Below are 24,311 nucleotides of genomic sequence, written 5' to 3' on the forward strand. Positions count from 1 at the left end.
CTGAATTAAGATGTTTTCCAGGTGTATTCCCTGTGACCTGCTCTTTAACTGCCGTTTTTCCGGCAGGATGTCCGGATTAAGCCAACAGGCAGCGGGCCAGCTCAGCCAGAGCCCACTGATCCTTTACCCCCATCATCTCGCGGGCAGAGTGCATGGCAAGGATTGCCACACCTGCGTCCACTGCCGGCATGGTGAGCAGGCAGGAGGAGATGCTTCCGAGGGTGGAGCCGCCCTTGATGTCAGACCGGTTGGAGAACTTGCGGTAAGGAATGTGGTTCCTGAGGCAGATTCCCTCGATGACGCTGACGTGGGAGGCGTCGGTGGCGTAAGCCTGGCTGACTGCCAGCTTCAGCCCCACGCCGCCGTTTAAAGGAACCCGATCCTTAGGATCGTATTTCTCCCCCTTGTTGGGGTGGTAAGCGTGAGCCACATCCAGGGAGAGGAGGAAGCCTCCGAACAGGGAGTCTAAAAATTCACTTCTGCTGTAGCCAAGGCTTAAGTAAATTTTTTCCAGAATCCTGTCTGTCAGAGGAGAGGCAGCGCCCTGCTTCGTGCTGCTTCCGATCTCCTCATTGTCATAGAGAGCTGCAACGCTGATTCCGCTCTTTCTGCTGCTGTTTATAAGGCCGCTCAGGCAGGCGTGAACACTTGTCAGGTTGTCCAGGCGCGGGGAGGATAAAAATTCATTGTTTATGCCGAGAACCTGAGGCTCGTCGCAGTTGTAAATGTAGAATTCGTAGTCTAAGATATCCTCCTTCTTCACCTTTAATTCTCCGGCTACCAGCTCCAGGAAGAAGTCGTCCCTGTTCAGGCTTTCATCCAGCATGGCGATAATCGGCTGCATGTCGATCTGCGGATTTAAGGCAACGCCGCTGTTCACCTCCCGGTTAAAATGAATAGCCAGGTTTGGAACCGTTAAAAGGGGGCGCTTAAAATCTACGAGATGTACGTTGGGGCTGAACGGATCGTCGGACACAGTGCAGACCTTTCCGGCCATGGAGAGGGGGCGATCCATCCATGTACTTAAAATAGGGCCTCCGTATACGGCTACATTGAGCTTTGCGTAGCCCTCAGAAGCGATCTCGGGAGACGGCTTGACCATCAGACAGGGCCAGTCCGTGTGGGAAGAGGCGATGCGGAATTTCGGGTGGTTTTCTGCATCCTCTCCCACAGTAAAGCCTACAAGGGTTGTGTCAAAGGCGTTGACGAAATAGCCCTTTCCGGCCTCGATGGACCACGGCTCGTCCAGCTTAAGTTCTGTAAATCCGCGGCTCTCAAGAAGCTCCATGGAGTAGCGGATCGTATGAAGCGGGGAGACTCCTGCACGCAGGAGCTCCATCAGCTCGTTTAAATCATTTGTATACTGTTCCATTACAGTTCCTCCTATTTTGCAGTCGTGCCCTGCAGCTTAGAAACAGTTCCCGGCCGGGGCCTGCTCTGAGCGGACAAAAGCACACATAAGAGTATAAATAAAAGTGATGTTTTTTGCAACGGAAAGAAATGAGAAAAGAAGAAAGGCGCAGGCAGGCTGCGGTTTCATCTTGTAATGACCGGGCTGTTCATAGTATACTTGTGTTATCTCTTTGCAGCCGGGAGACCAAAGCTGGCGTGAAACGGAAACTGGCAGAAAACCGAAAGCAGCCGGTAAGCCGGAAGCTGACAGCAAGCCTGGCATGAACAGAGGGGAAATATTTGGAGGAATGAAAATGGTAGCGCTGCAGACAGACGAGTTAAAGGAATTTACAAGACAGCTTTTTATTGGAGATACATTTGACCATTTCCTGGTCAGGGAGGTAAAAATCGTGACCTTCAACAGCTTTCAGATAGACGGGCGAATCCGCCCCGGCTATTATTCCAGCGATGAGGCACAGGTTCGCCGGCTGGAGGACTTTTCTGCGTGGAGCGCCCTTCGCCCGTTCTGCTTCTCACTGATTAAGGGCAGGCATCTGCCGGAGAGCTTTCACATTGTGCTGCAGCTGTCGGACAGTGAGAAGGAGGCGTTTGTGAGCGGGAGAGCCTCCGGCTTTGCCCCCTCTGAGGTAAATGGGCTCTATCTGAACATCCGTTATGAGGACAGAGCCCTCACCTGCATCACAGGAACCTCTGTGAGCCGCTTCACCCTGGACCGCTCGCTGGAACAGGAGTGGGACGGGGCAGTAAAGGAATTTCTGAAAAAGAAAGGGCTGGCCTTTTTTGAGGTCTAGGCCCGGACACAAAAATGAAATCGGACGGACTCTTCTGCAGGAAGGTCCGTCCGGTTTTTTCTTTATTTTTTCAGCATGTGATTTCGAGGCAGCAGCCGGTGCCAGTACGGCAGCGTCTGCTCCGGGAGTTCCATGACCCTTTAATGGGTGAGAACATACTCGATGACAATGCCTGGAACGGCCCGGTTCTGTTTCCAGAGTGTTTCGTACTCAGAGAAATTTACAGGGCAGGTGGATTTTCCCACTTCAATGGTAATGCCTGGGATTGCGTTCTCTCTCTTCTGGATCCAGTCTTTATAGCCGCCGACGCCCTTGCTTCCTAGAATCTGGTAGCCGTTATTTTTAGAAACCAGCTCTGCCAGCTCCCTGGAGGCCGTCTCTTTCCGGTTATTCTCCGTATCCCAGTAGATTACCTGGCCCATGGCGTGATAGCTGATGCAGGCGGCAAAGGGATACTGATCCGTGAGGGATGCTAATGCCCTGGACTCAGGCTCGGAGAGGGGACTTTCGCCCTTATAGTCGGTGGAGGACGGATGAGCCACTGTGTTCAGGCCATCCCAGCCTGCGTCAAAGTTGTGGTTTAAGTCAACGCCGCGGCCGTTGCTCTTCCAGCGCCTTAAGTAGGAATCATAGTCAGCTGTGGTGCGGCCGTCGGCCTTGTCAGCCTCGTAGGCTTTCTGTATCTGTGCCCTGAGCTCTTCGGAGCGGATGCCGCCCTCCCCGTTCTGGCTGATAGAGGCGCCGTCAGGGTTTGCTAGGGGGACAAAGTGTACAGCTACCTGGCCAAGCATATCGGACAGGTTTCTGCCCTGGAAGGTTCCTGTATTCTGGTAGGCGAGAAGGTATTCAAGCTGCTGCATCATCAAAGGCACGTTGATATATTCCCTCCCATGTATGGTTCCCTGGAATAAGATGTGCTTGGAGGCGGATGGATTGCCGATGATGATGTGGTACAGGTTTCGTCCGTCTGCCGACTGCCCCATAACATTGACATTCATCTGGTTTGGATAGCGGTTTTTCAGGGCGTTTATATCCTGCTCCATCTGCTCGTAGCTGTATTTATCCACAGGCTTTACTATGGGATCAGAGAGGCGGCCGTTGTAATAGTTGGACGCGCTTAAATCGGCTGCCGGTCCAAGTGCTGCCGGTACAGACGGCTCGTCAGAAGAAACAGTGGCTTCCTCTGCCGGCCCTGCGAAAGCCGGAAAGGCCAGGGTCTGTGAGACAGACAGGGCCAGGGCCAGGACGCCGGCGCAGAGAGAGAGGCGGGAACGGCGGCGAGAGCCGCCGGATTTTGCTGTGTTCCGTAAATGCGGTGTGTATTTCATGTGAGATCCTCCAAAATGGCGTGTCAGTATCGCTTTTCAGTATCGTTATAAAGAACAAAACGGCGGAACAGATACAGACAGGGCTGTCCCAGACGCCGTATGAAATCCATTATAGGAAGCCCGCAGGCAAAAGTCAATGAAGAGAAGGACAGGCAAAAAAATTGTAAGAAATGGACCCGGGATATATGGATTATTAGCACTCAATCAAAATGAGTGCTGATTTTCTATTGACATCTGCTAAAAGGAATACTAAAATATAGAAGGAATTTGAGAGAAGAGACAGGCAGAGGAATGTCTGTTCAGAACTATACAGAATCAGAAAAAAGGAGTGTTATCTATGGCAAAGTCAGGCAGTTTATCCATTAACAGCGAAAATATTTTCCCGATTATTAAAAAGTGGCTCTATTCCGACCACGACATTTTCTACAGAGAGCTGATCTCCAACGGCTGTGATGCTATCACGAAGCTGAAGAAGCTGGAGATGATGGGCGAGTGGGAAAAGCCGGAGGATATGGAGTTTAAAATCCAGGTGACAGTAAACCCGGAGGAAAAGACCATCGTTGTGGAAGACAACGGTATGGGTATGACGGAGGATGAGGTAGACGAGTACATCAACCAGATCGCCTTCTCCGGAGCCCAGGATTTCCTCAACAAATATAAGGACAAGGCAAACGAGGATCAGATCATCGGTCATTTCGGCCTTGGCTTTTACTCTGCCTTCATGGTGGCCGACAAGGTGACTATCGATTCCCTCTCCTACAGAAAGGACGCAAAACCGGTTCACTGGGAGTCAGAGGGCGGTACGGAATTTGACATGAAGGACGGCGACAAGGAGGGCATCGGTACAAGGATTACCCTCTATTTAAACGAGGACAGCACAGAATTTGCCAATGAATACCGGGCCAGAGAGGTCATTGAGAAATACTGCTCCTTCATGCCGGTTCCGATCTATCTGACCAATGCGAAGGCTGAGCCGGAATACGAGACAATCGAGAAGGATGAGTTAAATGAAAAGGACACGATTGTAGAGACGATCGTGGAGGAGGCCAAGACAGAGGAGAAGGAAAAAGAGGACGGCACCAAGGAGGTTGTGGAGGTTTCTCCTGCCAGAGAGAAATACAAGATTTTAAAGAGGCCGGTATCCTTAAGCGATGTAAACCCGCTCTGGAACAAGCACCCCAATGAGTGCACAGAGGAGGAGTACAAGTCCTTCTACCGCAAAGTATTTATGGACTTTAAGGAGCCCCTGTTCTGGATTCACCTGAATATGGACTACCCCTTCAACTTAAAGGGAATCCTCTACTTCCCGAAGATCAACATGGAGTATGAGAGCATTGAGGGAACCATCAAGCTCTACAATAATCAGGTATTTATCGCCGACAACATCAAGGAAGTAATTCCGGAATTCCTGATGCTCTTAAAGGGCGTTATCGACTGTCCGGATCTGCCGTTAAACGTATCCAGAAGCGCCCTGCAGAACGACGGCTTTGTGAAGAAGATTTCCGATTACATCACAAAGAAGGTGGCAGACAAGCTGTCCGGCATGTGCAAGACAGACAGAGAAAACTATGAGAAATACTGGGATGACATCAGCCCGTTTATCAAGTATGGCTGCCTGAGAGACGAGAAGTTCGCCGAGAAGATGGAGGACTTTATTATCTTCAAGAACCTGGACGGAAAGTATGTGACTCTCAAGGATTACCTGGAGGCAGCAAAGGAAAAGCATGAAAATAAGATATTCTATGTGACAGATGAGAAGGAGCAGAGCCAGTACATCAACATGTTCCGCGAGGAGAAGCTGGACGCTGTCATCCTGACACACAATATCGACAATCCGTTTATCACCCATGAGGAGCAGAAGCACGAGGGAGTGAAGTTCCTGAGGATTGACGCCGATGTCAATGAGATGTTCAAGGAAGAAGTGAAGGAGGAGGACAAGGAGACTCTGGAGCAGGAGGCCAAGACTCTGACCGAAATCTTCCGCAGGGCCCTCGGAAACGATAAGCTGGAGGTGAAGGTGGAGAAGCTGAAAAACGAGTCCGTTTCCTCCATGATCACTGTGGCTGAGGAGACCCGCCGTATGCAGGAAATGATGAAGATGTACAATATGTACGGCATAGATCCGTCCATGTTCGGCGGCACAGGTGAGGTTCTGGTGTTAAATGCCAACAACAGCCTTGTTAAGTACGTGTTAGAGCACGGAGAGGGAGAGGAAACGCCGGTAATCTGTGAGCAGCTCTATGACCTGGCCCTCTTAAGCCACGGCAGCTTAAGCCCGGAGAGGATGACAAAGTTTATTGCAAGAAGCAATGAGATTATGGCAAAGCTCGCAAAATAGAAAATAAACGAAATACAGGGCAGACAGGAGCAGAAGAGATCCGAAGGAGATTTCTTCTGCTCTTTTTGTTCGCGGGAGACTCCGCTTTCTGTGAGAGGCGGATTTTCTGCCGGCCGGGAGCGTGTCTGGCCAGACCTCTTTTCCGGTCTGCCGCATTATGTTGCGTTATTGCATATTTCGATAAAGACGGGTCTGTATGGGATTTTTGAATTTGTCTCACAGGGGGACGGGTTATATAATGCACCATAGACTGTTAAAAGACAGAACAGAGAAAATGAAAAAAGATGGAGGAACGACATGAGAAAGAGACTGCTGAGCTTTGCCCTGTGCGCAGCTATGGCGCTGACGGCCATGACTGGATGCGGGGCAAAAACAGAGGACACGGCAGCTTCGTCAAAAGGTGCGGAGACAGGCTCTGAGGCTGCCAAAGCAGAAGAGGAAGAGACAGAAGCCGCCAGGGAGGCTGACGGAGAGGAGAAGGGACTTGTGATTCCCAGCGCCAGCTGTGTGGCCAACTTAAACCCGCTGCTTGAGAGCTACAAGGAGGGCGTGATTATGTTAAATCCCCTCTACGATCCGCTCTATGTGATTGATGTAAATGAGACAAGGTATTACCTGGCTGAATCCTATGAGGTTTCCGAGGACGGAACTTCCGTTACCCTGAAGCTGAAGGATGGGCTGAAGTGGCATGACGGGGAGCCGATTACGGCAGACGATGTAATTTTTACCATGGATGTCAATGCTGACACAAACAACGGAGCAGGAAACACGAACGTGGTAATTTTAAATGACCAGCCAGTGAAATATGAGAAGGTGGATGACCTGACGGTAAAGATTACCCTTCCCATGGCGTCCGCATCCTACCCGGCCCTTCTCGGAGAGCTGACTCTGATTCCGGAACACGTGTATGGAGGCAATACGAGCATCGTGGGAGCGGAGGCAAATATGTCAGGCATTGGCTCCGGCCCTTATAAATTAAGAGAGTTTAAGCAGGATCAGTACCTGATTCTTGAGAAGAATGAGGATTACTACATGGGTGCGCCGGATATCGACACAGTAACCTTCCGGATTATATCTGATATCTCTGCCCAGGAGGTTGCTCTGATGAATGGGGAGATCAACCTGATGGAGCTTTCCAGCGCCCCGGCAGTTGCAAAATATTCTGAGGATCCGAACTACACGGTGGTTATGTATCCGGAGGGACGTGTCAACTACCTGGCAGTCAATAAGTTCTGTGAGACCGTTCAGGATCCGAAGGTAGTGGAGGCAGTGTTCGCAGCCTTAGACGCCCAGGAGATTATCGACGGCGCTTACGGCGAGGGAATGGCAGTTCCGGCCAACACGGTTCTCAGCAATATGACAACCTTCTATGACGAATCCGTGGAGGGCTACAGCCAGGATATTGAGAAGGCAAAGCAGCTGGTAGCCGAGACAGGCATCGAGGGGTCAACCATGACGCTCTATTTCAACTCAGAGCGCGCCTATATGAAGGAATCTGCCCAGGTGATCCAGCAGCAGCTCAAGAACGTGGGCATAAATCTGGAAGTAATTCCTCTTGAGTCCACCGGCTTCTTTGAGAAGGTGTTCGGAACAGACGGAGATTATGAGTTCTACCTGAACGGCTACGCTGCAGTTGGAGATCCGGATACTGTGGTTGCGGGAATGTATGACGGAACCTGGGGAGTAAATCTGGCTGTCAGCGACGAGCTCTTAGGACTCTGGCAGGAGGCCCGCTCCGTGTTCACTGAGGACGAGAGAGCCGCAATCTACAAGGAGATTCAGGAGAAGACAAAAGAGGAGATGAGCTGCTATCCGATAGCATATCCGAACTATGTATTTGTCACAACAGGCAATGTAAAGGGAACGGATACGATCAAGCGCACTCCGATCTTTGAGGATTACACAAAGCTGACTATTGAATAAATGCAGGTTCAGCCGGCCCTGAAACAGGGCTTTCTGCAGGGCTGCCGCAAAATGAAACAGCTCATATGAGAATGTCCTTAAAGGACTGTATGAGAGTACCGTTTTGCGGCGGCCCTTTGTGCTTATAAAAACAACGGCCTGATAGGATAAGGGCCCTGAAGGAAAGGAGAGACAGCCTTGAAGCAATTTATAGTAAAGCGTCTGGCCCAGATGCTCTTTGTATGGATTCTGGTCTCCATGTTTTCCTTTTCCATCATCTACTTTGCACCGGGAGATCCCCTCTACATCTACATGACGCCGGGAGCTACGGGACACAAGATGACGGATGAGGAAATGTACCGGATGAGAGAGTCCCTGGGCTTAAACGGAAACGTGGTGGAGCAGTATGTGAGCTGGGCAAAAAAGACGGCCCGCGGAAACCTGGGAATCTCCATCAGCAACCGACAGCCGGTGTTAGACCAGATACTGGAAAAGCTGCCCTGCACAGCCGGGCTGATGGGAGCGTCCCTTCTGCTGTCACTGGCGATTTCAATTCCTCTGGGGCTTTTGGCGGGGGTCTATAAGAACAGACTGCCCGATCATATCATCAGCGGTTTTACCTACCTGGGCATCTCTGTGCCTGCCTTCTGGCTGGGTATTATGCTGATTATTATTTTCTCCATGAAGCTCAAAATACTTCCCAGTTCCGGTATGCGCACCATCGGAGTGGACAGCGCCTGGGATCTGATCAGGCATGGGATTATGCCGGCTATTGTCCTGGGCCTTAATAACATGGCTGTCTTTGTCCGCTATATTCGTGCCAACACCATTGTACAGCTGGAGGAGGAGTATGTACAGACAGCTATATCCAAGGGACTTTCAAAACGCGGAATTCTGTACGGCCAGGTGCTTAAAAACTGTATGCTCCCGGTGATCACCACCGTCGGCTCCCGGCTGGGAACCCTGGTGACAGGTTCCTTTATCATAGAGTCCGTTTTCGCATGGCCGGGGCTGGGAACCCTGGGAATGTCTGCCATCAACAACCGGGACTATCCGATGATTATGGGCATCACCATGTTCTCCTGCACCATTCTGCTTTTGGGGAACTTCCTGGCAGATCTCCTCTATGGCTTTGCAGATCCGAGAATTAAGCAGGGAAGGGGGTAAAAGGTATGGCGAAGTTAATATCACCCTTAAACCAGGCAGCTCTCCGGGCGGAGGATTTTGCCCGGGCAGAGCTCGGGGGAGAGGAAAAGGCGCCGGACTGCGGCAGAGGACTGGGACATCAGCTGAAAAAAGCCTTCTGGGAAAATAAGATGGCAGCTGTCAGCCTGGCGATTCTTATCCTGATCGCTGCGGGAGCACTTGCGGCCCCGTTTCTGCCCCAGGATCCGGATTACATGGATGTGCTTAATAAGATGGCTCCTCCCAGCGGGAAGCACTGGCTGGGAACGGATGAGCTGGGGCGCGATACCTTCACGAGAGTCCTCTACGGCAGCAGAATTTCCCTGTTAGTCGGTATTGCCACCATGATTGTGTCAGTGGTGGCGGGAACTCTGGTGGGAACCATAAGCGGCTACGCAGGGGGGAAAACAGACGCGGTTTTAATGCGGATTGTGGATATGTTTCAGTCCGTGCCGAGCCTTCTGATGATCATTGTCATCTTTTCCTTTATCCCCAACAATATGGTGACGCTGGTGTTTATGCTGGCCCTGTTTTCCTGGACCGGAGTTGCGAGGATTGTCAGGGCCCAGACGCTGACCCTGAAGGAGAGGGATTTTGTGGCAGCTGCCAGAACTCTGGGGGTGGGCCATACCGCCATCATCATGAGACACATTATCCCGAATATGTCAGCCCAGATTATTGTGGCTGCCTCTTTGAGCATTGCGGGGGCGATCCTGGACGAGTCGGCTTTAAGCTTTCTTGGATACGGCGTGGCTCTCCCCATGTCCTCCTGGGGCAGCATGCTCCAGAACGCACAGCAGTATATTCTGTATGATCCGCTGCTGGCACTGGTTCCGGGACTGTTTATTCTTCTGACAGTTCTTTGTCTGAATATTCTGGGAGACGCGCTTCAGTATGCCCTGGATCCGCGTCTGCATAAATAGGAGGTGGCTTTATGGGAAAACTTCTGGAGGTAAAGGATCTGAGAATTTCCTTTTGCAGCTACGCCGGGGAGGTGCAGGCTGTGCGGGGAGTGTCGTTTTCCGTGGAGGAGGGCGAACCGGTGGCCATTGTAGGCGAATCCGGCTGCGGAAAGTCCGTGGCGGCAAAGGCAGTTATGGGGCTGATCCGGCCGCCTCAGGGAGAGATCAAGGCGGGAAGCGAGATCATTTTTGATGGAAAAAATATACTGGAGCAGACGGCAAAGCAGTGGAGGGAGTACCGGGGGAAGGACTGCGCCATCGTCTTTCAGGATGCACTGGCGGCCTTAAACCCCACCCTCACCGTAGGGCGCCAGATTGTGGAGAAGCTGCTGGTTCACACAGATATGACCAGGGAGGAGGCGCGGCGCGAGGCAGTGCGGCTCCTGGAGCAGGTGGGAATCCCGGAGGCGGGAAGGAGGGTAAGGCAGTATCCTCACGAATTTTCCGGAGGAATGAGGCAGAGGGCGATGATAGCCATCGCTCTGGCCTGTCAGCCGAGGCTTCTCATCGCCGACGAGCCCACCACGGCTCTGGACGTGACGATTCAGGCAGAAATTATAGAACTCCTCAAACAGATCCAGAAAGAGACGGGGATGGCGGTCATTATGATCACCCACGATCTGGGAATTGTGGCAAATATTGCAAAAAAGATCGTTGTCATGTATGCGGGAAAGGTGGTAGAGACCGGCAGCAGCGCAGATATTTTCTACAGCGCCAGACATCCCTATACCAGGGCACTTCTACGGGCGGTTCCGAGGCTTGATCTGGAGAACGGGCAGGAATTAGAGTCTATTGAAGGTGCTCCGCCCAGTATGCTCTGCCCGCCGCCAGGCTGTGCCTTTGGCACCCGCTGCCAGAACTGTATGAAAATCTGTACAGAGCAGGAGCCTCCTCTCTATGAGTTTGAGCCAGGCCATACGGCCAGGTGCTGGCTTTATCACCCCATGGCAGGGGCTGCAAAATGAAATTACAGGGGAAGGGTTAGATTAAGAAAGGTGAAAGCATGGAACAGAAGGAACACGCAGAGAAAATACTGGAGGTCAGCCATCTGAAAAAATACTTCCAGTCAGGAAAGAAAACCTTAAAAGCTGTGGACGACGTGACATTTTCATTGAACCGGGGCGAGACTCTCGGAATTGTAGGTGAGTCCGGCTGCGGCAAGACTACCTGCGCCAGAACCTGCATCGGCATCTATGACAGGACGGAGGGCCAGGTTCTCTACCGGGGAAAGAATGTCCATGAGCTAAGAGGGGCCGCAAAGAAGGCATTTACGAAGGAGGTACAGATTATTTTCCAGGATCCCTACTCCTCTCTGGATCCGAAGATGAAGGTACATGACATTATTGCTGAGGGCTTGAGAGCCCATAAGCTGTGCAGAAGCAGGGAGGAGGAGAGGCAGAGAGTAAAGGAGCTTCTCCTCACTGTGGGGCTGAATGTGGAACACGCCGCCCGCTTTGTCCACGAATTTTCGGGAGGACAGAGGCAGAGGATCGGGATTGCCAGAGCTCTCGCCGTGGATCCGGAGCTTATCGTCTGCGATGAACCGATCTCCGCTCTGGACGTATCCATCCAGGCACAGATTGTAAACCTGCTTATGCGGCTTCAGAGAGAGAAGGGCCTTACCTACCTGTTTATCGCCCATGATCTGGCTATGGTGCGCCACATTTCCGACCGGGTGGCAGTCATGTACCTGGGAACGGTGGCAGAGCTCACCAGCTCTGAGTCTCTTTACAAAAATCCGCTGCACCCGTACACGAAGGCGCTGCTGTCCGCGATCCCCATTCCGGATCCGAAGGTGGAGGAGGAGAAGGAGAGAATCCGTTTGACAGGAGAGATACCAAGTCCCATTGACCCTCCTCCCGGCTGCCGCTTTGCAGGCCGATGCCGTTTTGCAGCAGACAGGTGCAGAAGGGAACGGCCAGAGCTTCTTGAGGTGGAGGAAGGCCATTTGGTAGCGTGTCATCTCTATGAAAAAAGCGGAAAAAAGAGCGGACAGTAAGAGCAGAGGCAGATGAGAGTACAGAAAAATAAAACCGTCTTTGGTGCGAAACCAAAGGCGGTTTTATTTTTCTGTACCTTCCGATTCTGTGTGGGGCTCAGCCGGAGAAAACTCATTTTCCGGCTCACCAGGACGATCAGGGATAAATGTGGCAATATCTGAGATGTCAGAGCACTGAAGGATATTGCACAGCATATCCAGCGTACTGGTATATACGACCTGATTATGTTTTAATCGGTATATCTGAGCTCTGCTGATATTATAATATTTATATAGCCGGTTCTGAGATATACCCTTGTCCTTGAGGGCAATCCACAATTTATCATAGACAATCATAAAAATGTCCTCACAAAACTCATCTGTAGCTTGCAATAATTGTATTATCTCATTAAGATAGAAAATAAATAAGTTTCCGAGTTCGGAAACTGCTGGGAAAGGGGAACGGGGAATGAAGGAAAGGAAACTTCTGGGGGCGCTTGAGCCGGTACAGAGAGAAATAAAATGTTTTATGGAGCAGTATGGCACAGCAGGATGGCAGATTATCCTGAATGGGGAGCAGGATGCAGACAGCTATCTGCGCTCCGAGGTAGTCTGGGAGCTCTTTGACAAAATCACGCGGGTCAGTGAGCTGATCGGCTACCTGGACAGAGAGGTGTCAGAGGAGGGCAGCCTGAAAACAGAGGCAGATGGTTCTATCAGCCTGAATGATGCCGGGCTGAAGCCGGGCCAGGAGGTAGAGGTTTACGTCTATGAACCGCTTCTTCAGAAAATGATCTGGACAAGGGTCAAGGTGAGTGCAGGGAAAAATCAGAAGCTGATAGGAATTGACAGAGGAGTGAAAATAGACGGGCTGAGGGCGCGGATACGGTAACGGACATTTTCCTGGGCTCCATACAGGCTGCAGCCTCTGTCTTTATTTCCGGAATCTCCGGAATCACGGAAAAAGAACACTGCGGCCGCCTGCAGAAAAGGGGGCTGCGGCTGAGGATGGCTTCTTACAGATTTATGAAGGCCGCCTAAAGGCTCCTGCCTGCTGAACTTTATAAAAACTGCCGCGAAAACAGAAGGTACGCTTATAGAAGGTGGAGGAATACTGTCCGGCAGATATATTACAAAATATTAAAAACCCTTAAACCGCCACACAGAAAGCAGATTTTATGGTAAAATATTGGAAACCATTTTGTCAGTCTCTGAAATGGATATACCGAAGAAAGGAAATCATGCTTATGGAATACACAGGAATGAACGAGGAGCAGGAGAGAGTACAGAGGGAAAGCCGGGAGAACGGCGGGATGGGCACACCGGGCAGATATCTTGGCTCTGTGAGAAAGCAGTGCTCACGTCTTGGCTTCGCCCTCATTATAATCATAGCTTTCTCCTACATATCCTCTTTTGCCTGGAAGCAGCTTGTGGCCTTGATGGCCGCTTCCGGAAGCAGTGCAGGACAGGAGGCGGTACATTTTCTGATTGACCGAGGGGCGGCCATTGCGTTATCGTCCCTCTGCGGGTATCTGGTATCCCTTCCGCTGGCAGCACGGTTTCTGAAGCCTTTTCCAGAAGAAAAGTCTCTGAAAATGAAAATGAGAGCCGGGAAATTTCTGATGCTTCTGGTGCTTGCCATGGGACTTGGCTATATCGGGAGCTTTGCGGGAAATCTGATTAATATGCTGATTTCTGCCGCTACAGGAAAGTCGCTATTTGAAATGAACCCGGTGAACCAGATGTTGAATATGCTGAGCTGGCCCAATATTCTCATGATTACGGTAATGGCGCCCCTCGTTGAAGAATGGATTTTCAGGAAGATGCTTTTAAACAGGGTCCGCTTTCTGGGAGAGCAGAGAGCCATCGTGTTCACTGCGCTGCTGTTTGGCCTGATGCATGGAAATATAAGTCAGACGATCTTCGCCACCATAATCGGACTGGTTCTGGGGTATGCAGCTGTAAAGACAGGAAGAATTGTGCACTGCATTCTGATTCATATGATTGTGAACAGTTATTCAGTTCTGGCCTCTCTGCTCACGAAATGGACAGGAGAAGGAAGCTCCCTTTCCGTGTACGCAGGATACGGCCTACTGACGCTGTTTGGTCTTTCCGTCTTCGTATTTATGATTGCGGCTGTGGTTATTTTGATCCTGAAATGGAATAAGGCAGTATACAGGAAGGGGAGTGTTCCGGACGGGATTGGGGGAGGCGCCCTTTATCGGGCAGTTTACCTGAATCCCGGAATGATCCTCATGTATCTGTACTGCATATGGGAAACGCTTCAGTACATTCTGTAACGGGCAGCCAGTGCCGCAGAAGCCCGGGCAGACGGAACTGTTTTCTGCACCGTCCATTCTTGACTTTATGTAATGTGATTACTATAATAAATAGTAATAAATACCACATTATATAGAGAATACAGTTTCAGGAGGAAGCCTATGACATACAAAATTATTGGGGACAGCTGCATGGACCTGACGGAAGAGCTTAAGAGAGATCCGCATTTTCACACGGTTCCCCTTACACTGCAGGTAGACAGCCGTCAGATTCGCGATGATGAAACCTTTGACCAGAAAAACTTTCTGGAGCTGGTAAGGCAGGCAAAGGAGTGCCCGAAGACTGCCTGCCCGTCTCCGGAGGATTTCAGGGAGCAGTTTGAGGGGGAGGCGGAATGGATTTTTGTAGTCACTCTCTCCCACCATCTGAGCGGCAGTTATAATTCCGCCTGTCTGGCAAAACAGCTTTATGAGGAGGAGCATGGGGCAGATGGAGAGAGTGGGGGAAAACGGATTGCCGTGATTGATTCCCTGTCTGCCTCCGCCGGAGAGCTTAGCATAGCCCTGCAGATACGAAAACTGTGTGAGTCGGGACTGGATTTTGACTCTGTGGTGGAACAGACAGTCGGGTACAGGGATCGGATGGGAACTTACTTTGTCCTGGAATCCCTCGACATTTTGAGAAAAAACGGCAGACTTTCAGGGCTTCAGGCCTTTTTTGCCACCGCTCTGAACATAAAGCCCATCATGGCCGGCGACAGAGGAGTGATCGTCAAGCTGGAACAGGCGAGGGGGATAAACCGCGCTCTGGGCCGCATGGCGGATCTGGCTCTGAAGCAGGCAGGCAGGACAGAGGACAGGCGTCTGGTGATCGCCCACTGCAACAACAGGGAGAGGGCAGAGTATGTGAGAGACCTTCTCTGCGGCAGGGCACAGTTTAAAGAAGTAGTCATCACGGACACGGCCGGAGTTTCTACTGTCTATGCAGGGGACGGAGGCATCGTCCTGACATTGTAAATGGAAAGGAAACAGACAAAGATGAGGAGACGATCACATGCCTGGCTCCTGATTTTGGCAGGCTTGTTCCTGACAGCGCTTTTGCTGCTGCTTGGAGTCAAGCAGATTTTAAAGGAAAGAACGGGAAACCCTGTATACCGGGAACATGCGGCAGGGACAGAAGCGGAGGAAGAACTGGAGGCAGAGAAGGAGGACATATCCCGTCCAATCCTGCAGATTAATACAGAGGAAGGAGCGGATACGGCCGGTCCGGGAGGCCGGAATCCGGAGGAGCAGGCCATGGACGGTGAGGCATCAGGCAGCCGTTCGGTGAAGCTCCTCTTCGGCGGAGATATTTATCTGTCAGATCACGTGCTGAACGCCTGGCAGAGAGGAGGCGGACTCGAAGGGATCCTGGATGACGGCTTCAGGCAGGAAATTGGGCAGGCCGATATTTTTATGGCCAATCAGGAGTTTCCCTTCAGCAACAGGGGCACTCCCGAGACGGACAAGCAGTTTACCTTCCGGCTTCCGGAGGATAAGGTATCTGTCCTGCAGGCCATAGGCCCTGATATTGTGGCGCTGGCCAACAACCATGCTCTGGATTACGGGGAGGAGGCGCTTCTCGATACCTGCCGCGTGCTGGACAGCGCCGGAATCTTTCACGTAGGTGCGGGAGAGGACCTGGATGCGGCGAAAAAGCTGGAGGTGATTGAGGCGGGAGGAAAGAAATTCGGCTTTCTGGCAGCCTCCCGCGTATTTCCCAAAGGATATTGGGCGGCAGGGGAGGAACATGCAGGCATGCTGACGGCCTATGACTCCACCGTGCTGCTGGAGGAGATAAAAAAGGCGAAGGAGATCTGCGATTTTCTGACCGTATATGTACACTGGGGAATTGAGAAAAGTACAAAGCCGGAGAGCTATCAGAGAACGCTGGGGCAGCAGTATATTGATGCGGGAGCGGATCTGGTAATTGGAAGCCATCCCCATGTGCTGCAGGGAATTGAATACTATAAGGGAAAACCCATTGTATACAGCCTGGGAAATTTTATATTTGGAAGCAGTATTCCAAAGACCATGCTGCTTTCCGTCACAGTGCCTCCGGAGGGAGAACCGTCCCTGTCCATGCTTCCGGGAACCTCCTCTGCCGGGTATACGAGAACTCTGACAGATGAGGGGGAGAGGCAGGCCTTTTATCAATATATGGAAGAGATTTCCTTTGATATAGCTGTGGACAAAGACGGCACGGTCATTCAGACCCACTCGCCCTGATAGGCGCCGGTCTCCCGCAGAGCCCTGGCGATGGAGTTTAAGACAAAACGCTTGTTTGCGCTCCACTCAGGGGCAATGAGGAGGCGTTTGGGCCCGTCGCCGCTGATCCGGTGAATGACGATATCCTGGGGCAGAAGACGGATGCAGTCTGCGATCAGGGAAACGTATTCCTCCGGCTCCATGACAGGAAAGGGCTCTCTCTCATAGAGACGGGCCAGCTCCGTGCCCTTCAGTATGTGGAGGAGCTGCAGCTTGATGCCGTCGATGTGATCGGTTCCCGGCGCTTCAGCGCTCAGGGCAGAGCCTGCAGGAAGCGACGGAGTCTGCAGCCCTCCGGCGCGGAGGCTTCCGAGAAAGCGGACTGTTTCCAGCATATCGCTTCGGCTCTCTCCGGGAAGTCCCAGTATCACATGGACGATGACGGAGAGCCCGGCTGTCTTGAGCCTCTCAAAGGCGTCCAAAAAACAGGGAAGCTCATAGCCCCGGCGGATGAGGCGGGCAGTTTTTTCGTGGATGGTCTGCAGCCCCAGCTCCACCCACACCGGCTTGATTTGATTCAGCCGTGAGAGAAGGGCGACTGTCTCCCCGGAGAGACAATCCGGCCGTGTCCCTATGGAGAGGGCCTCCACATCCGGATGGGACAGGGCGGCAGAGAACAGCCGCTCCAGATAGGAGACGGGAGCATAGGTATTTGTATAGGACTGGAAATAGGCGATATATTTCCCGTCCTTTATTTTTGCCGAAACCCGCTCCTTTGCCTGCTCGATCTGTGAGAAGACGGCCTGCGTCAGCTCCGGGCCGTCCTGCCTGAGACCCGGGCCGACCTTCTGCGCAAAATCTCCCGAACCGCCCTCGCTGCAGAAAATGCAGCCTCCCGTTCCGAGGGTTCCGTCCCGGTTAGGACAGGTCATTCCTCCGTCCAGGGCCAGCTTGTAGACCTTGTGTCCAAAGGTTTCCTTTAGGTAAAAATCAAGAGAATAGTAGGGCTTTTCTCCCCATCTGCGTCTTTTTTCGTTCATGCTGCGACGTCCTTTCCGGTTTCATATTCCAGTAGTATATCATCAAACCGCCTGCCTGTCACGGCAGAGCAGGCGGCTGTGCTTCAAAAATTCGTGGCGGCTGCAGCCTTGCCGGGGGCTTCGGGCGACTTTGCAGTATTGATTTTTGCACGTATTTTTGGAAGATATCGTATTGAGGTTCAGCGTCTAAAATGGTATACTGAAAGCAAAAAAACAAACAAAAAATTTGCGATGTATTCAGAGAAAAACGATTACATCCAGGCGGAGGAGATAGTTATGACTGTGAATGAGACACTGCAGAAACTTGATACAGCAGAAGCTGGCAAACTGATGGAAACGCTTTACGGCGCGGCCCAGGCTTCCGAGAATACAGAGCGCTACCGCCATGTGACAGAGGGCTTTTTAAGAGAGTACGGAGATAAGGACATTCTCTTATTCAGCTCACCGGGACGCACAGAGATCAGCGGAAACCACACAGATCACAACCACGGAAAGGTTCTGGCAGGAAGCATCAACCTGGACTGCGTGGGAGCGGCTGCGAAGAACGGCACTGACACGGTAAGGATTTTAAGTGAAACCTTCCACCAGAAGTTCATTATTAATTTAAAGGATTTAAAGCCCAGCAAGGACATGGCCGGGACGATTGATCTGACAAAGGGAATTCTCCAGGGCTTTAAGGAGAGAGGGTTTGAGATCGGCGGCTTTGACGCGTTTATCACCAGCAATGTTATCAGCTCAGCCGGCGTCAGCTCTTCCGCCTCCTATGAAATGTTAATCTGCGCCATGATCAATACATTTTTCAACGATGGAAAAATGAATGTGGTGGACTATGCGCACATTGGAAAATACTCCGAGAACAAGTTCTGGAACAAGGCATCCGGCCTTCTGGACCAGATGGCCTGCGCGGTAGGCGGCCTGATCACGATTGATTTTAAGAACCCGGAAGCTCCGGTCGTTGAGAAGATCGATTTCGATTTCGGTGCCCAGGATCACAGCCTGATTATTGTAAATACAGGAAAGGGACATGCAGATCTGAGCGCCGACTATTCCTCCGTGCCCAACGAGATGAAGAAGGTGGCGGAATTCTTTGGAAAGGAAGTCTGCGCCGACATTGAGGAGAAGGATGTGATTGAAAACCTGGCGAAGGTCAGGGAGTTTGCAGGGGATCGCTCCGTGATGAGAGCCTTCCACTTCTTCGAGGAAAACAAGAGAGTGGAGGCGCAGGTAGAGGCTCTGAGAAACGGTGATTTTGCCACCTTCCTGACAAAGATCACAGAGTCCGGCAATTCCTCCTGGAAGTGGCTGCAGAACTGCTACACGACTGCAGACCTGCAGGAGCAGGGAATCTGTATTGCCCTGGCTCTCACAGAGATGTTTATCGCTGAGAAAAAGCGCGGCGCCTGCCGTGTTCACGGAGGCGGCTTCGCGGGCGTTATTATGGCTATGCTGCCCAATGACCTGGTGGACGAGTATGTGGTATATATCGAGGCAGCTCTCGGAAAGGGAAATGCCTACCGCATGAGCATCCGCCCATACGGGGCCGTGTGTGTCAATGAGCTGATGAAATAGAGTGAGATAAGTGAAAGAAAGCGCTGAACTCAAATCCGGACACAGGGGAGAACGGGCGCTGAAAGGATGGAGGCAGGACAATGGATATAAAAGCAGAGCTTTCGGCCCTCTCCGATGAGGAATACAGAAAATTTCACAGCCGGCTCCTGCCCGGGACGGAGCATATCCTGGGCGTCAGAGTGCCGGAGCTGAGAAAGCTTGCAAAGCGCCTTGTCAGGGAGGAGGGACTGTCCTGCCTGGAACGCCTGACAGACGATACCTACGAGGAGCTTCAGCTTCAGGGGCTTGTGATCGGAGGCCTCAGGGAGGATCTGGAGACAAAGCTTTCCAGGATCGGCAGTTTCGTTAGGAAAATCGACAACTGGGCAGTCTGCGATGTATTCTGCGGAGCGTTGAAATTTACCCAAAAGCACAGGGAGGAGGTTTTGAACTTCCTCCGGCCCTATCTTACCTCAGAGAGAGAATTCGAGGCGCGTTTCGGCGCGGTGATGCTTCTGAGCTATTTCGTGGACGACAGGTATATCGGGGAGACGCTCAGGCTTCTCGATCAGGTGAAGCAGCCAGGCTACTATGCCAGAATGGCTGTAGCCTGGGCAGTTTCCGTCTGCTATGTGAAATTTCCTGCTCTGACAGAGCAGTATCTGAAAGAGGGAAATACCCTGGAGGACGATACCTACAATAAGGCAATACAGAAAATTCTGGAATCTAACCGCGTAGGAGCAGAGGAAAAGCGCCGCCTGAGGTCCTGGAAGCGCAGGCCTGCTTTGGGGGAAACGGTTTCGTGATTTCTGACTGGAAATAAAAGATTTGAAAGACGCCTCTTGAGAAGGGCGAGAGAGGAAGGGAGGCTTATTATGGGAAATAAAAATCTTGTAATTACGATTGAGCGGGAGTATGGAAGCGGAGGCCGTATTGTAGGCCGCAGACTGGCAGAGGAGCTGGGAATCCATTTCTATGATGATGAAATTTTAAAGCTCACCTCTGAAAAGAGTGCCATCGGTGAGGAGTACTTCCGCCTGGCGGACGAGAAGGCGGGAAACAACCTGCTTCACAGAATTGTGGGGAGAAAGCTTGACTTTACGGAGGATCCGGTGCTGAGCGGAAATGTGACCGCGCCTGAAAATCTGTTTCGGTTTCAGTCCTCTGTGATAAGGGAGCTGGCCAGGGAAGAATCCTGCATCATAGTGGGCCGGGCTGCCGGGTATGTGCTGGACCAGGAGGAGGATCTGGAGCGGCTGATCCGGATCTTTGTCTGCGCTGACAAGGTGAGAAGAGTGCAGAGGGTCATGGAGGTAGATGCCATTGACGAGGATCGGGCAAAACGCCGCATTAAGAAGATTGAGAAGTCCAGGAGGGAATACTACAGGTATTTTACAGGAAGTGACTGGCATAATATGAAAAACTATGATCTTACGATCAACACCACAAATTTTGATCTGGACCAGACCGCAGAGCTGGTGAAGACTTATATTCGCCTGAAAGGATTTGACAAAGAGGCATAAATCTGGTAAAATCTGCTGGATTAACTTTTAAAAGAATATGACTGCCGGAGGCTATAGATTTTCCTGTTTCTGATTTTTAAACAGGGAGTCATAGCCTCTTTTTTTGACAGAAAGGAGCTGACTGATTAATGGAAGAAAGAGAAAATACCATGGGCAGCCGGCCGGTGTTCCCGCTTTTAATGTCCATGTCTGTCCCGCCTATGATTTCCATGCTGATCCAGTCCCTCTACAATATTGTGGACAGCATTTTTGTGGCGAGAATCAGTGACAAGGCCCTGACGGCGGTGTCCCTGGCCTATCCCCTTCAGAACCTGATCATAGCCGTGGCGGTGGGATACGGTGTGGGGATCAATGCCTGCATCGCCAGGAGCCTGGGGGCCAAGAGGCAGGAGGAGACCAACCAGACGGCGGCCCACGGAGCCCTCGGGACGGCCCTCCACTGCATTCTTTTCATCCTTGTTGGAGTATTTCTGACGGAGCCCTTCCTTAGGCTATTTACAGATGATCCGGAAATTTTCTCCATGGGCTGCAGCTACACCTATATTGTGGTATGCTTTTCCTTTGGAAGCCTTTTCCATATCTACATTGAGAAAATGTTCCAGGCCACCGGAAACATGGTAATGCCTATGATCCTGCAGGGAGTGGGCGCGCTGATTAATATCATTCTGGACCCGATTATGATTTTCGGGCTGTTCGGATTTCCCGCCATGGGGGTGACCGGAGCGGCAGCAGCCACCGTGGCAGGCCAGATACTGGCCTGTATTCTGGCGGTGACTCTGTTTAACCTGAAGGAAAAAAACATCAGAGTGAGCTTTCGGGCCTTTCATTTTGACAGAAGGATATTCTTTCGGATCTACTCCATCGGGATTCCTTCCTGCATCATGCTCTCGCTGCCGTCCCTGCTGGTAGGCATTCTGAATTCCCTTCTGGTAGGGCTTTCTTCTGTGGCTGTGGCAGTGTTCGGCCTTTACTTTAAGCTTCAGAGCTTTGTCTATATGCCGGAAAACGGAATTATCCAGGGAATGCGCCCTATTATCAGCTACAATTACGGGGCGGGGCATCTGGACCGGATGCGGGAGACCGTCAGGTGCAGCATGATCTCCTGCGGAGCGATTCTGGCAGCTGGAACTCTGCTCTTTCTGGCAGTGCCGGACTACATCATGATGATGTTTGGAGCTGAAGGGGAGATGATGGAGATGGGAATGTCCTGTCTGAGAATCATCAGCCTTGGCTTTATATTCTCGGCGGCAGGCACCGTGTTTTCAGGATGCTTTGAGGCGATTGGGAGAGGTCTTCACTCTCTGGCAGTGTCCCTGGTCAGACAGCTGGTTGTGATCCCGCCTCTCGCCTTTCTCCTTGCCGAAACCATGGGCGTGACTGGCGTGTGGATCGCTTTCCCGGCAGCTGAGATTTTAGCTGCCCTGCTTGGGCTTGTGCTGTACAGAGGACAGATGAGGAAGGTGAAGCTGGAGCTTTTAGGCTCTCTGGAAAAGGAAGAACGGCGCTGAACAGATCTGGGTCTCTGAAGATGTGCCTGAGAATCAGAGAGGTATAAGGCGGTGAAAAAAGAAATAGTATCAAACAACAAAGGATGTATGTTCCGGACGGATCGGGTCGGAACATACATCCTTTTTGTCTTACAGGAAGTCAGCCGGATTTCCCGCAAGACAAAAGCCCCTGTCTGCCGGTGAGAAGATGGTCACTCCTCATTTCCGATGCCCAGCAGCCCCGGTTCCCTCTGCTGCAGGTAGGCTTCCAGAGTGTTTTTGTCGATCAGGGCCGGCACCACGCCCTCCCGGGTGATGGAGAAACCGGCAGCGTAGCCGGCGATGCGGATCGCACTTCTCAGATCACAGCCATAGAGAAGATAGGAGGCCAGGGCACTGATGAAGGCATCTCCGGCGCCTGTATTGTCGATGGCCGGAAAGTCGGCTGCCGGGAAGGACTCGATGCCGTCGGGAGTACATAACAGGCAGCCTTTTGCGCCTAGGGTGACGATGACCGTGCCCACTCCGGATGAGAGAAGGAGTCTTGCTTTGTCCTCCAGAGTACTGCCCTCAGGGCAGATTTCCCAAAGCTCCCCGCGGTTTGGGATCAGAATGTCAATGTCCTTCAAAAGCTCCGGTGCCAGAGCACCGCAGGCCGCAGGCTTTAAGATTGTCTTTCCGCCGCAGGCCTTTGTAAGGCGGCAGGCCTCAGCCACGGTTTCCATGGGGATCTCTGTATTGATCAGAGTGTAGGCGGCATCCTGAAACAGGAAGCTGCTGTTTTGCAGATCCTCCGGACTTAAAAAATCGTTGGCGCCGGACAGGATCGTGATCGTGGAATCGCCGCCCGGCTCCACAAAGATGTAGGCCCGCCCGGTTGGAAGGGAGCTGCTCCGGTGGACTGCGCTGGCATCGATGGCATATTCGTGAAGGGCCTCGCAGACGAGATCCGCCTCCGGATCATTTCCGACTGCAGTGATTAGAGACACACGGCAGCCCAGCTTTGCTGCTCCGATGGCCTCGTTCGTCCCCTTGCCTCCTGGATACTGGGACGTGAGGGAGGTGCGCACTGCCCGGCCGGAGGAGGGCAGCTGGGGGACTTTCAGATAGATGTCCACGTTGCTGCTTCCAACCACGGCCAGCTTTTTGGCGCGCATGGTGAAGGGCAGACCCATCGTTGCCAGACTGTCAGGCTCAGGTGTCCAGGAAAATGGGGAGGAGGCCGCCTGACTCTGTCCGGAAGCCTCCTGTCCGTGCTGAGTTTTTCCCTCAGTCATATCCACAATCTGCCGGCAAAGGTAGCGTCCGAACTGAAGGTGGGGAATGATAAAGGCGGAAATGTCAGGAAACGGCGTTTCCGGCCTTGCGTCGTCCCGCAGAGACAGGAGGGAAAAATACTCCGGCGTCCTGCAGTGCAGAATCAAACTTCTCTCATACAGCTCCATGGCAGAGGCATAGTGGGAACAGAGAATGGCCGTCGCTCCATGCCCTGCCAACCTGTGAAGAAGAGAGGGGGTAATGCTGTCAAAGATCAGCTCCTCCCGGAAGGGAAGCTGATGGTCAAACAGGCATTTTTTGTAGCCCTCAAAAAACGCTTCCGTGCGGTTCCCCGGAGAGAGAAGACAGGCGATGTCCCTGTGCTGATGCTCAATGAGAAGGCGGGCTGCAGCCCAGCCCAGGCCGCAGTAGTCGAGATTGGCAGAGCCTGGAAACGAGCTGTTGAAAAACAGGTAGGGAATGCCGGCCTTCTCAAGTTCACCAGTATTTTTTTGGCTTTCTTCACCGGCTGCTTCCCATAAAACGCCGTCCACCCGGTTCTTGCAGAAGGATGCCAGAGCCTTCAGTTCACCTTCCGGATTGGAGCCGGAATCTGCGATCAGAATTCCGTAGCCCAGCTCTCTGGCCTGTTCCAGAATCCCGTTTAAGGTAGTGCGGACTGTGGAAGAGGAGCGGAATAGAACTCCGATGAGAAAGGTTTTTCCGGCCGGGGAGATAACTGATGCGTAGGGAGTGTAATTATATTCTCTGGCTGTTCTTAAGACCTTCTCCCTGGTTTCCTGGCTGATGCTGGCATCCTTGCGGTTCATGACCTTGGACACGGTAGAAACAGAAACGCCGGACAGACGGGCAATATCTTTGATATTCATATGTGAGTTCTCCTTTATCTGTGCTGAAATGGAAGAGGAGCGGGGAGATACAGGAAAATTATACCTTTTGCCGAAAAGAAATACAAGAGGGAGTGCGGATTTGAGAATATTGTGCAAATCATATAATATAGGGGGCGGGGGTA

20 protein-coding genes are annotated in these 24,311 nt (G+C 52.0%); 15 read left to right on the forward strand and 5 right to left on the reverse strand.

The window, feature by feature from the left end:
• Positions 1-76 precede the first annotated feature (76 nt).
• Positions 77-1,372 (reverse strand): M18 family aminopeptidase, encoded by a 1,296-nt coding sequence (locus DW757_RS08090; protein ID WP_118751455.1) that lies wholly within the window; start codon positions 1,370-1,372, stop codon positions 77-79.
• Positions 1,373-1,706: 334 nt separating this feature from the next.
• On the opposite strand from DW757_RS08090, the gene DW757_RS08095 reads away from it, so the two are divergent.
• A complete protein-coding gene (locus DW757_RS08095; RefSeq protein ID WP_021965914.1) occupies positions 1,707-2,204 on the forward strand; it encodes a DUF5721 family protein in 498 nt (165 codons plus the stop codon).
• A gap of 140 nt (positions 2,205-2,344) precedes the next feature.
• Here DW757_RS08095 and DW757_RS08100 read toward each other — a convergent pair whose 3' ends face one another.
• Positions 2,345-3,532, reverse strand: coding sequence for a M14 family zinc carboxypeptidase (locus tag DW757_RS08100; RefSeq protein ID WP_015545025.1), 1,188 nt, complete (start codon positions 3,530-3,532; stop codon positions 2,345-2,347).
• Between the two features lie 337 nt (positions 3,533-3,869).
• On the opposite strand from DW757_RS08100, the gene htpG reads away from it, so the two are divergent.
• The 6 genes from htpG (at position 3,870) to DW757_RS08130 (ending at position 11,918) form a co-directional block, all read left to right on the forward strand.
• Positions 3,870-5,870, forward strand: coding sequence for a molecular chaperone HtpG (gene htpG / locus DW757_RS08105; RefSeq protein ID WP_118751456.1), 2,001 nt, complete (start codon positions 3,870-3,872; stop codon positions 5,868-5,870).
• 297 nt (positions 5,871-6,167) lie between these two features.
• Complete coding sequence (locus DW757_RS08110) at positions 6,168-7,793, forward strand: ABC transporter substrate-binding protein (protein ID WP_118751457.1); 1,626 nt, start codon at positions 6,168-6,170, stop codon at positions 7,791-7,793.
• Between the two features lie 177 nt (positions 7,794-7,970).
• Entirely contained in the window at positions 7,971-8,939 is a 969-nt protein-coding gene (locus DW757_RS08115) for an ABC transporter permease (RefSeq protein ID WP_118751458.1), read from the forward strand.
• A 5-nt stretch (positions 8,940-8,944) separates the two neighbouring features.
• On the forward strand, positions 8,945-9,880 hold the full coding sequence (locus DW757_RS08120) for an ABC transporter permease (RefSeq protein ID WP_118751459.1): 936 nt from the start codon (positions 8,945-8,947) through the stop codon (positions 9,878-9,880).
• 11 nt (positions 9,881-9,891) lie between these two features.
• The gene (locus DW757_RS08125; RefSeq protein WP_118751460.1) at positions 9,892-10,884 is read left to right on the forward strand and encodes an ABC transporter ATP-binding protein; all 993 of its coding nucleotides are present in this window, start codon (positions 9,892-9,894) and stop codon (positions 10,882-10,884) included.
• A gap of 38 nt (positions 10,885-10,922) precedes the next feature.
• Positions 10,923-11,918, forward strand: a complete 996-nt coding sequence (locus tag DW757_RS08130; RefSeq protein WP_015573573.1) for an oligopeptide/dipeptide ABC transporter ATP-binding protein — start codon at positions 10,923-10,925, stop codon at positions 11,916-11,918.
• A gap of 63 nt (positions 11,919-11,981) precedes the next feature.
• On the opposite strand, the gene DW757_RS08135 is transcribed toward DW757_RS08130, so the two are convergent.
• Positions 11,982-12,254, reverse strand: a complete 273-nt coding sequence (locus tag DW757_RS08135; protein ID WP_015573574.1) for a helix-turn-helix transcriptional regulator — start codon at positions 12,252-12,254, stop codon at positions 11,982-11,984.
• 112 nt (positions 12,255-12,366) lie between these two features.
• Here DW757_RS08135 and DW757_RS08140 point away from each other — a divergent pair, with 112 nt between their 5' ends.
• From DW757_RS08140 to DW757_RS08155, 4 genes are all read left to right on the forward strand, one after another.
• Entirely contained in the window at positions 12,367-12,789 is a 423-nt protein-coding gene (locus DW757_RS08140; RefSeq protein WP_008395478.1) for a hypothetical protein, read from the forward strand.
• 355 nt (positions 12,790-13,144) lie between these two features.
• Positions 13,145-14,197: a CPBP family intramembrane glutamic endopeptidase gene (locus tag DW757_RS08145; RefSeq protein WP_243033524.1), complete on the forward strand. Its 1,053-nt coding sequence runs from the start codon at positions 13,145-13,147 to the stop codon at positions 14,195-14,197.
• 141 nt (positions 14,198-14,338) lie between these two features.
• Positions 14,339-15,193, forward strand: coding sequence for a DegV family protein (locus tag DW757_RS08150; protein ID WP_118751462.1), 855 nt, complete (start codon positions 14,339-14,341; stop codon positions 15,191-15,193).
• A 21-nt stretch (positions 15,194-15,214) separates the two neighbouring features.
• A complete protein-coding gene (locus DW757_RS08155; RefSeq protein ID WP_243033526.1) occupies positions 15,215-16,444 on the forward strand; it encodes a CapA family protein in 1,230 nt (409 codons plus the stop codon).
• On the opposite strand, the gene DW757_RS08160 is transcribed toward DW757_RS08155, so the two are convergent.
• The gene (locus tag DW757_RS08160; RefSeq protein WP_118751464.1) at positions 16,426-17,463 is read right to left on the reverse strand and encodes a TIGR01212 family radical SAM protein; all 1,038 of its coding nucleotides are present in this window, start codon (positions 17,461-17,463) and stop codon (positions 16,426-16,428) included. The two genes, DW757_RS08155 and DW757_RS08160, sit on opposite strands and share 19 nt — an antisense overlap.
• A gap of 276 nt (positions 17,464-17,739) precedes the next feature.
• Here DW757_RS08160 and DW757_RS08165 point away from each other — a divergent pair, with 276 nt between their 5' ends.
• From DW757_RS08165 to DW757_RS08180, 4 genes are all read left to right on the forward strand, one after another.
• Entirely contained in the window at positions 17,740-19,032 is a 1,293-nt protein-coding gene (locus DW757_RS08165; protein ID WP_118751476.1) for a galactokinase family protein, read from the forward strand.
• Positions 19,033-19,112: 80 nt separating this feature from the next.
• Positions 19,113-19,817: a DNA alkylation repair protein gene (locus DW757_RS08170; protein ID WP_008395469.1), complete on the forward strand. Its 705-nt coding sequence runs from the start codon at positions 19,113-19,115 to the stop codon at positions 19,815-19,817.
• 69 nt (positions 19,818-19,886) lie between these two features.
• Positions 19,887-20,534 carry a cytidylate kinase-like family protein gene (locus DW757_RS08175; RefSeq protein ID WP_008395468.1) on the forward strand — a complete coding sequence of 216 codons (648 nt, stop codon included), beginning with the start codon at positions 19,887-19,889 and terminating at the stop codon, positions 20,532-20,534.
• 128 nt (positions 20,535-20,662) lie between these two features.
• Positions 20,663-22,042, forward strand: coding sequence for an MATE family efflux transporter (locus tag DW757_RS08180; protein ID WP_087383397.1), 1,380 nt, complete (start codon positions 20,663-20,665; stop codon positions 22,040-22,042).
• Between the two features lie 191 nt (positions 22,043-22,233).
• Here the strand turns inward: DW757_RS08180 and DW757_RS08185 are convergent, their stop codons facing one another.
• Positions 22,234-24,168: a PfkB family carbohydrate kinase gene (locus DW757_RS08185; RefSeq protein ID WP_118751465.1), complete on the reverse strand. Its 1,935-nt coding sequence runs from the start codon at positions 24,166-24,168 to the stop codon at positions 22,234-22,236.
• Between the last annotated feature and the right edge of the window lie 143 nt (positions 24,169-24,311).

This window comes from Clostridium sp. AM29-11AC (assembly GCF_003480545.1).
Classification (GTDB): domain Bacteria; phylum Bacillota; class Clostridia; order Lachnospirales; family Lachnospiraceae; genus Otoolea; species Otoolea saccharolyticum_A.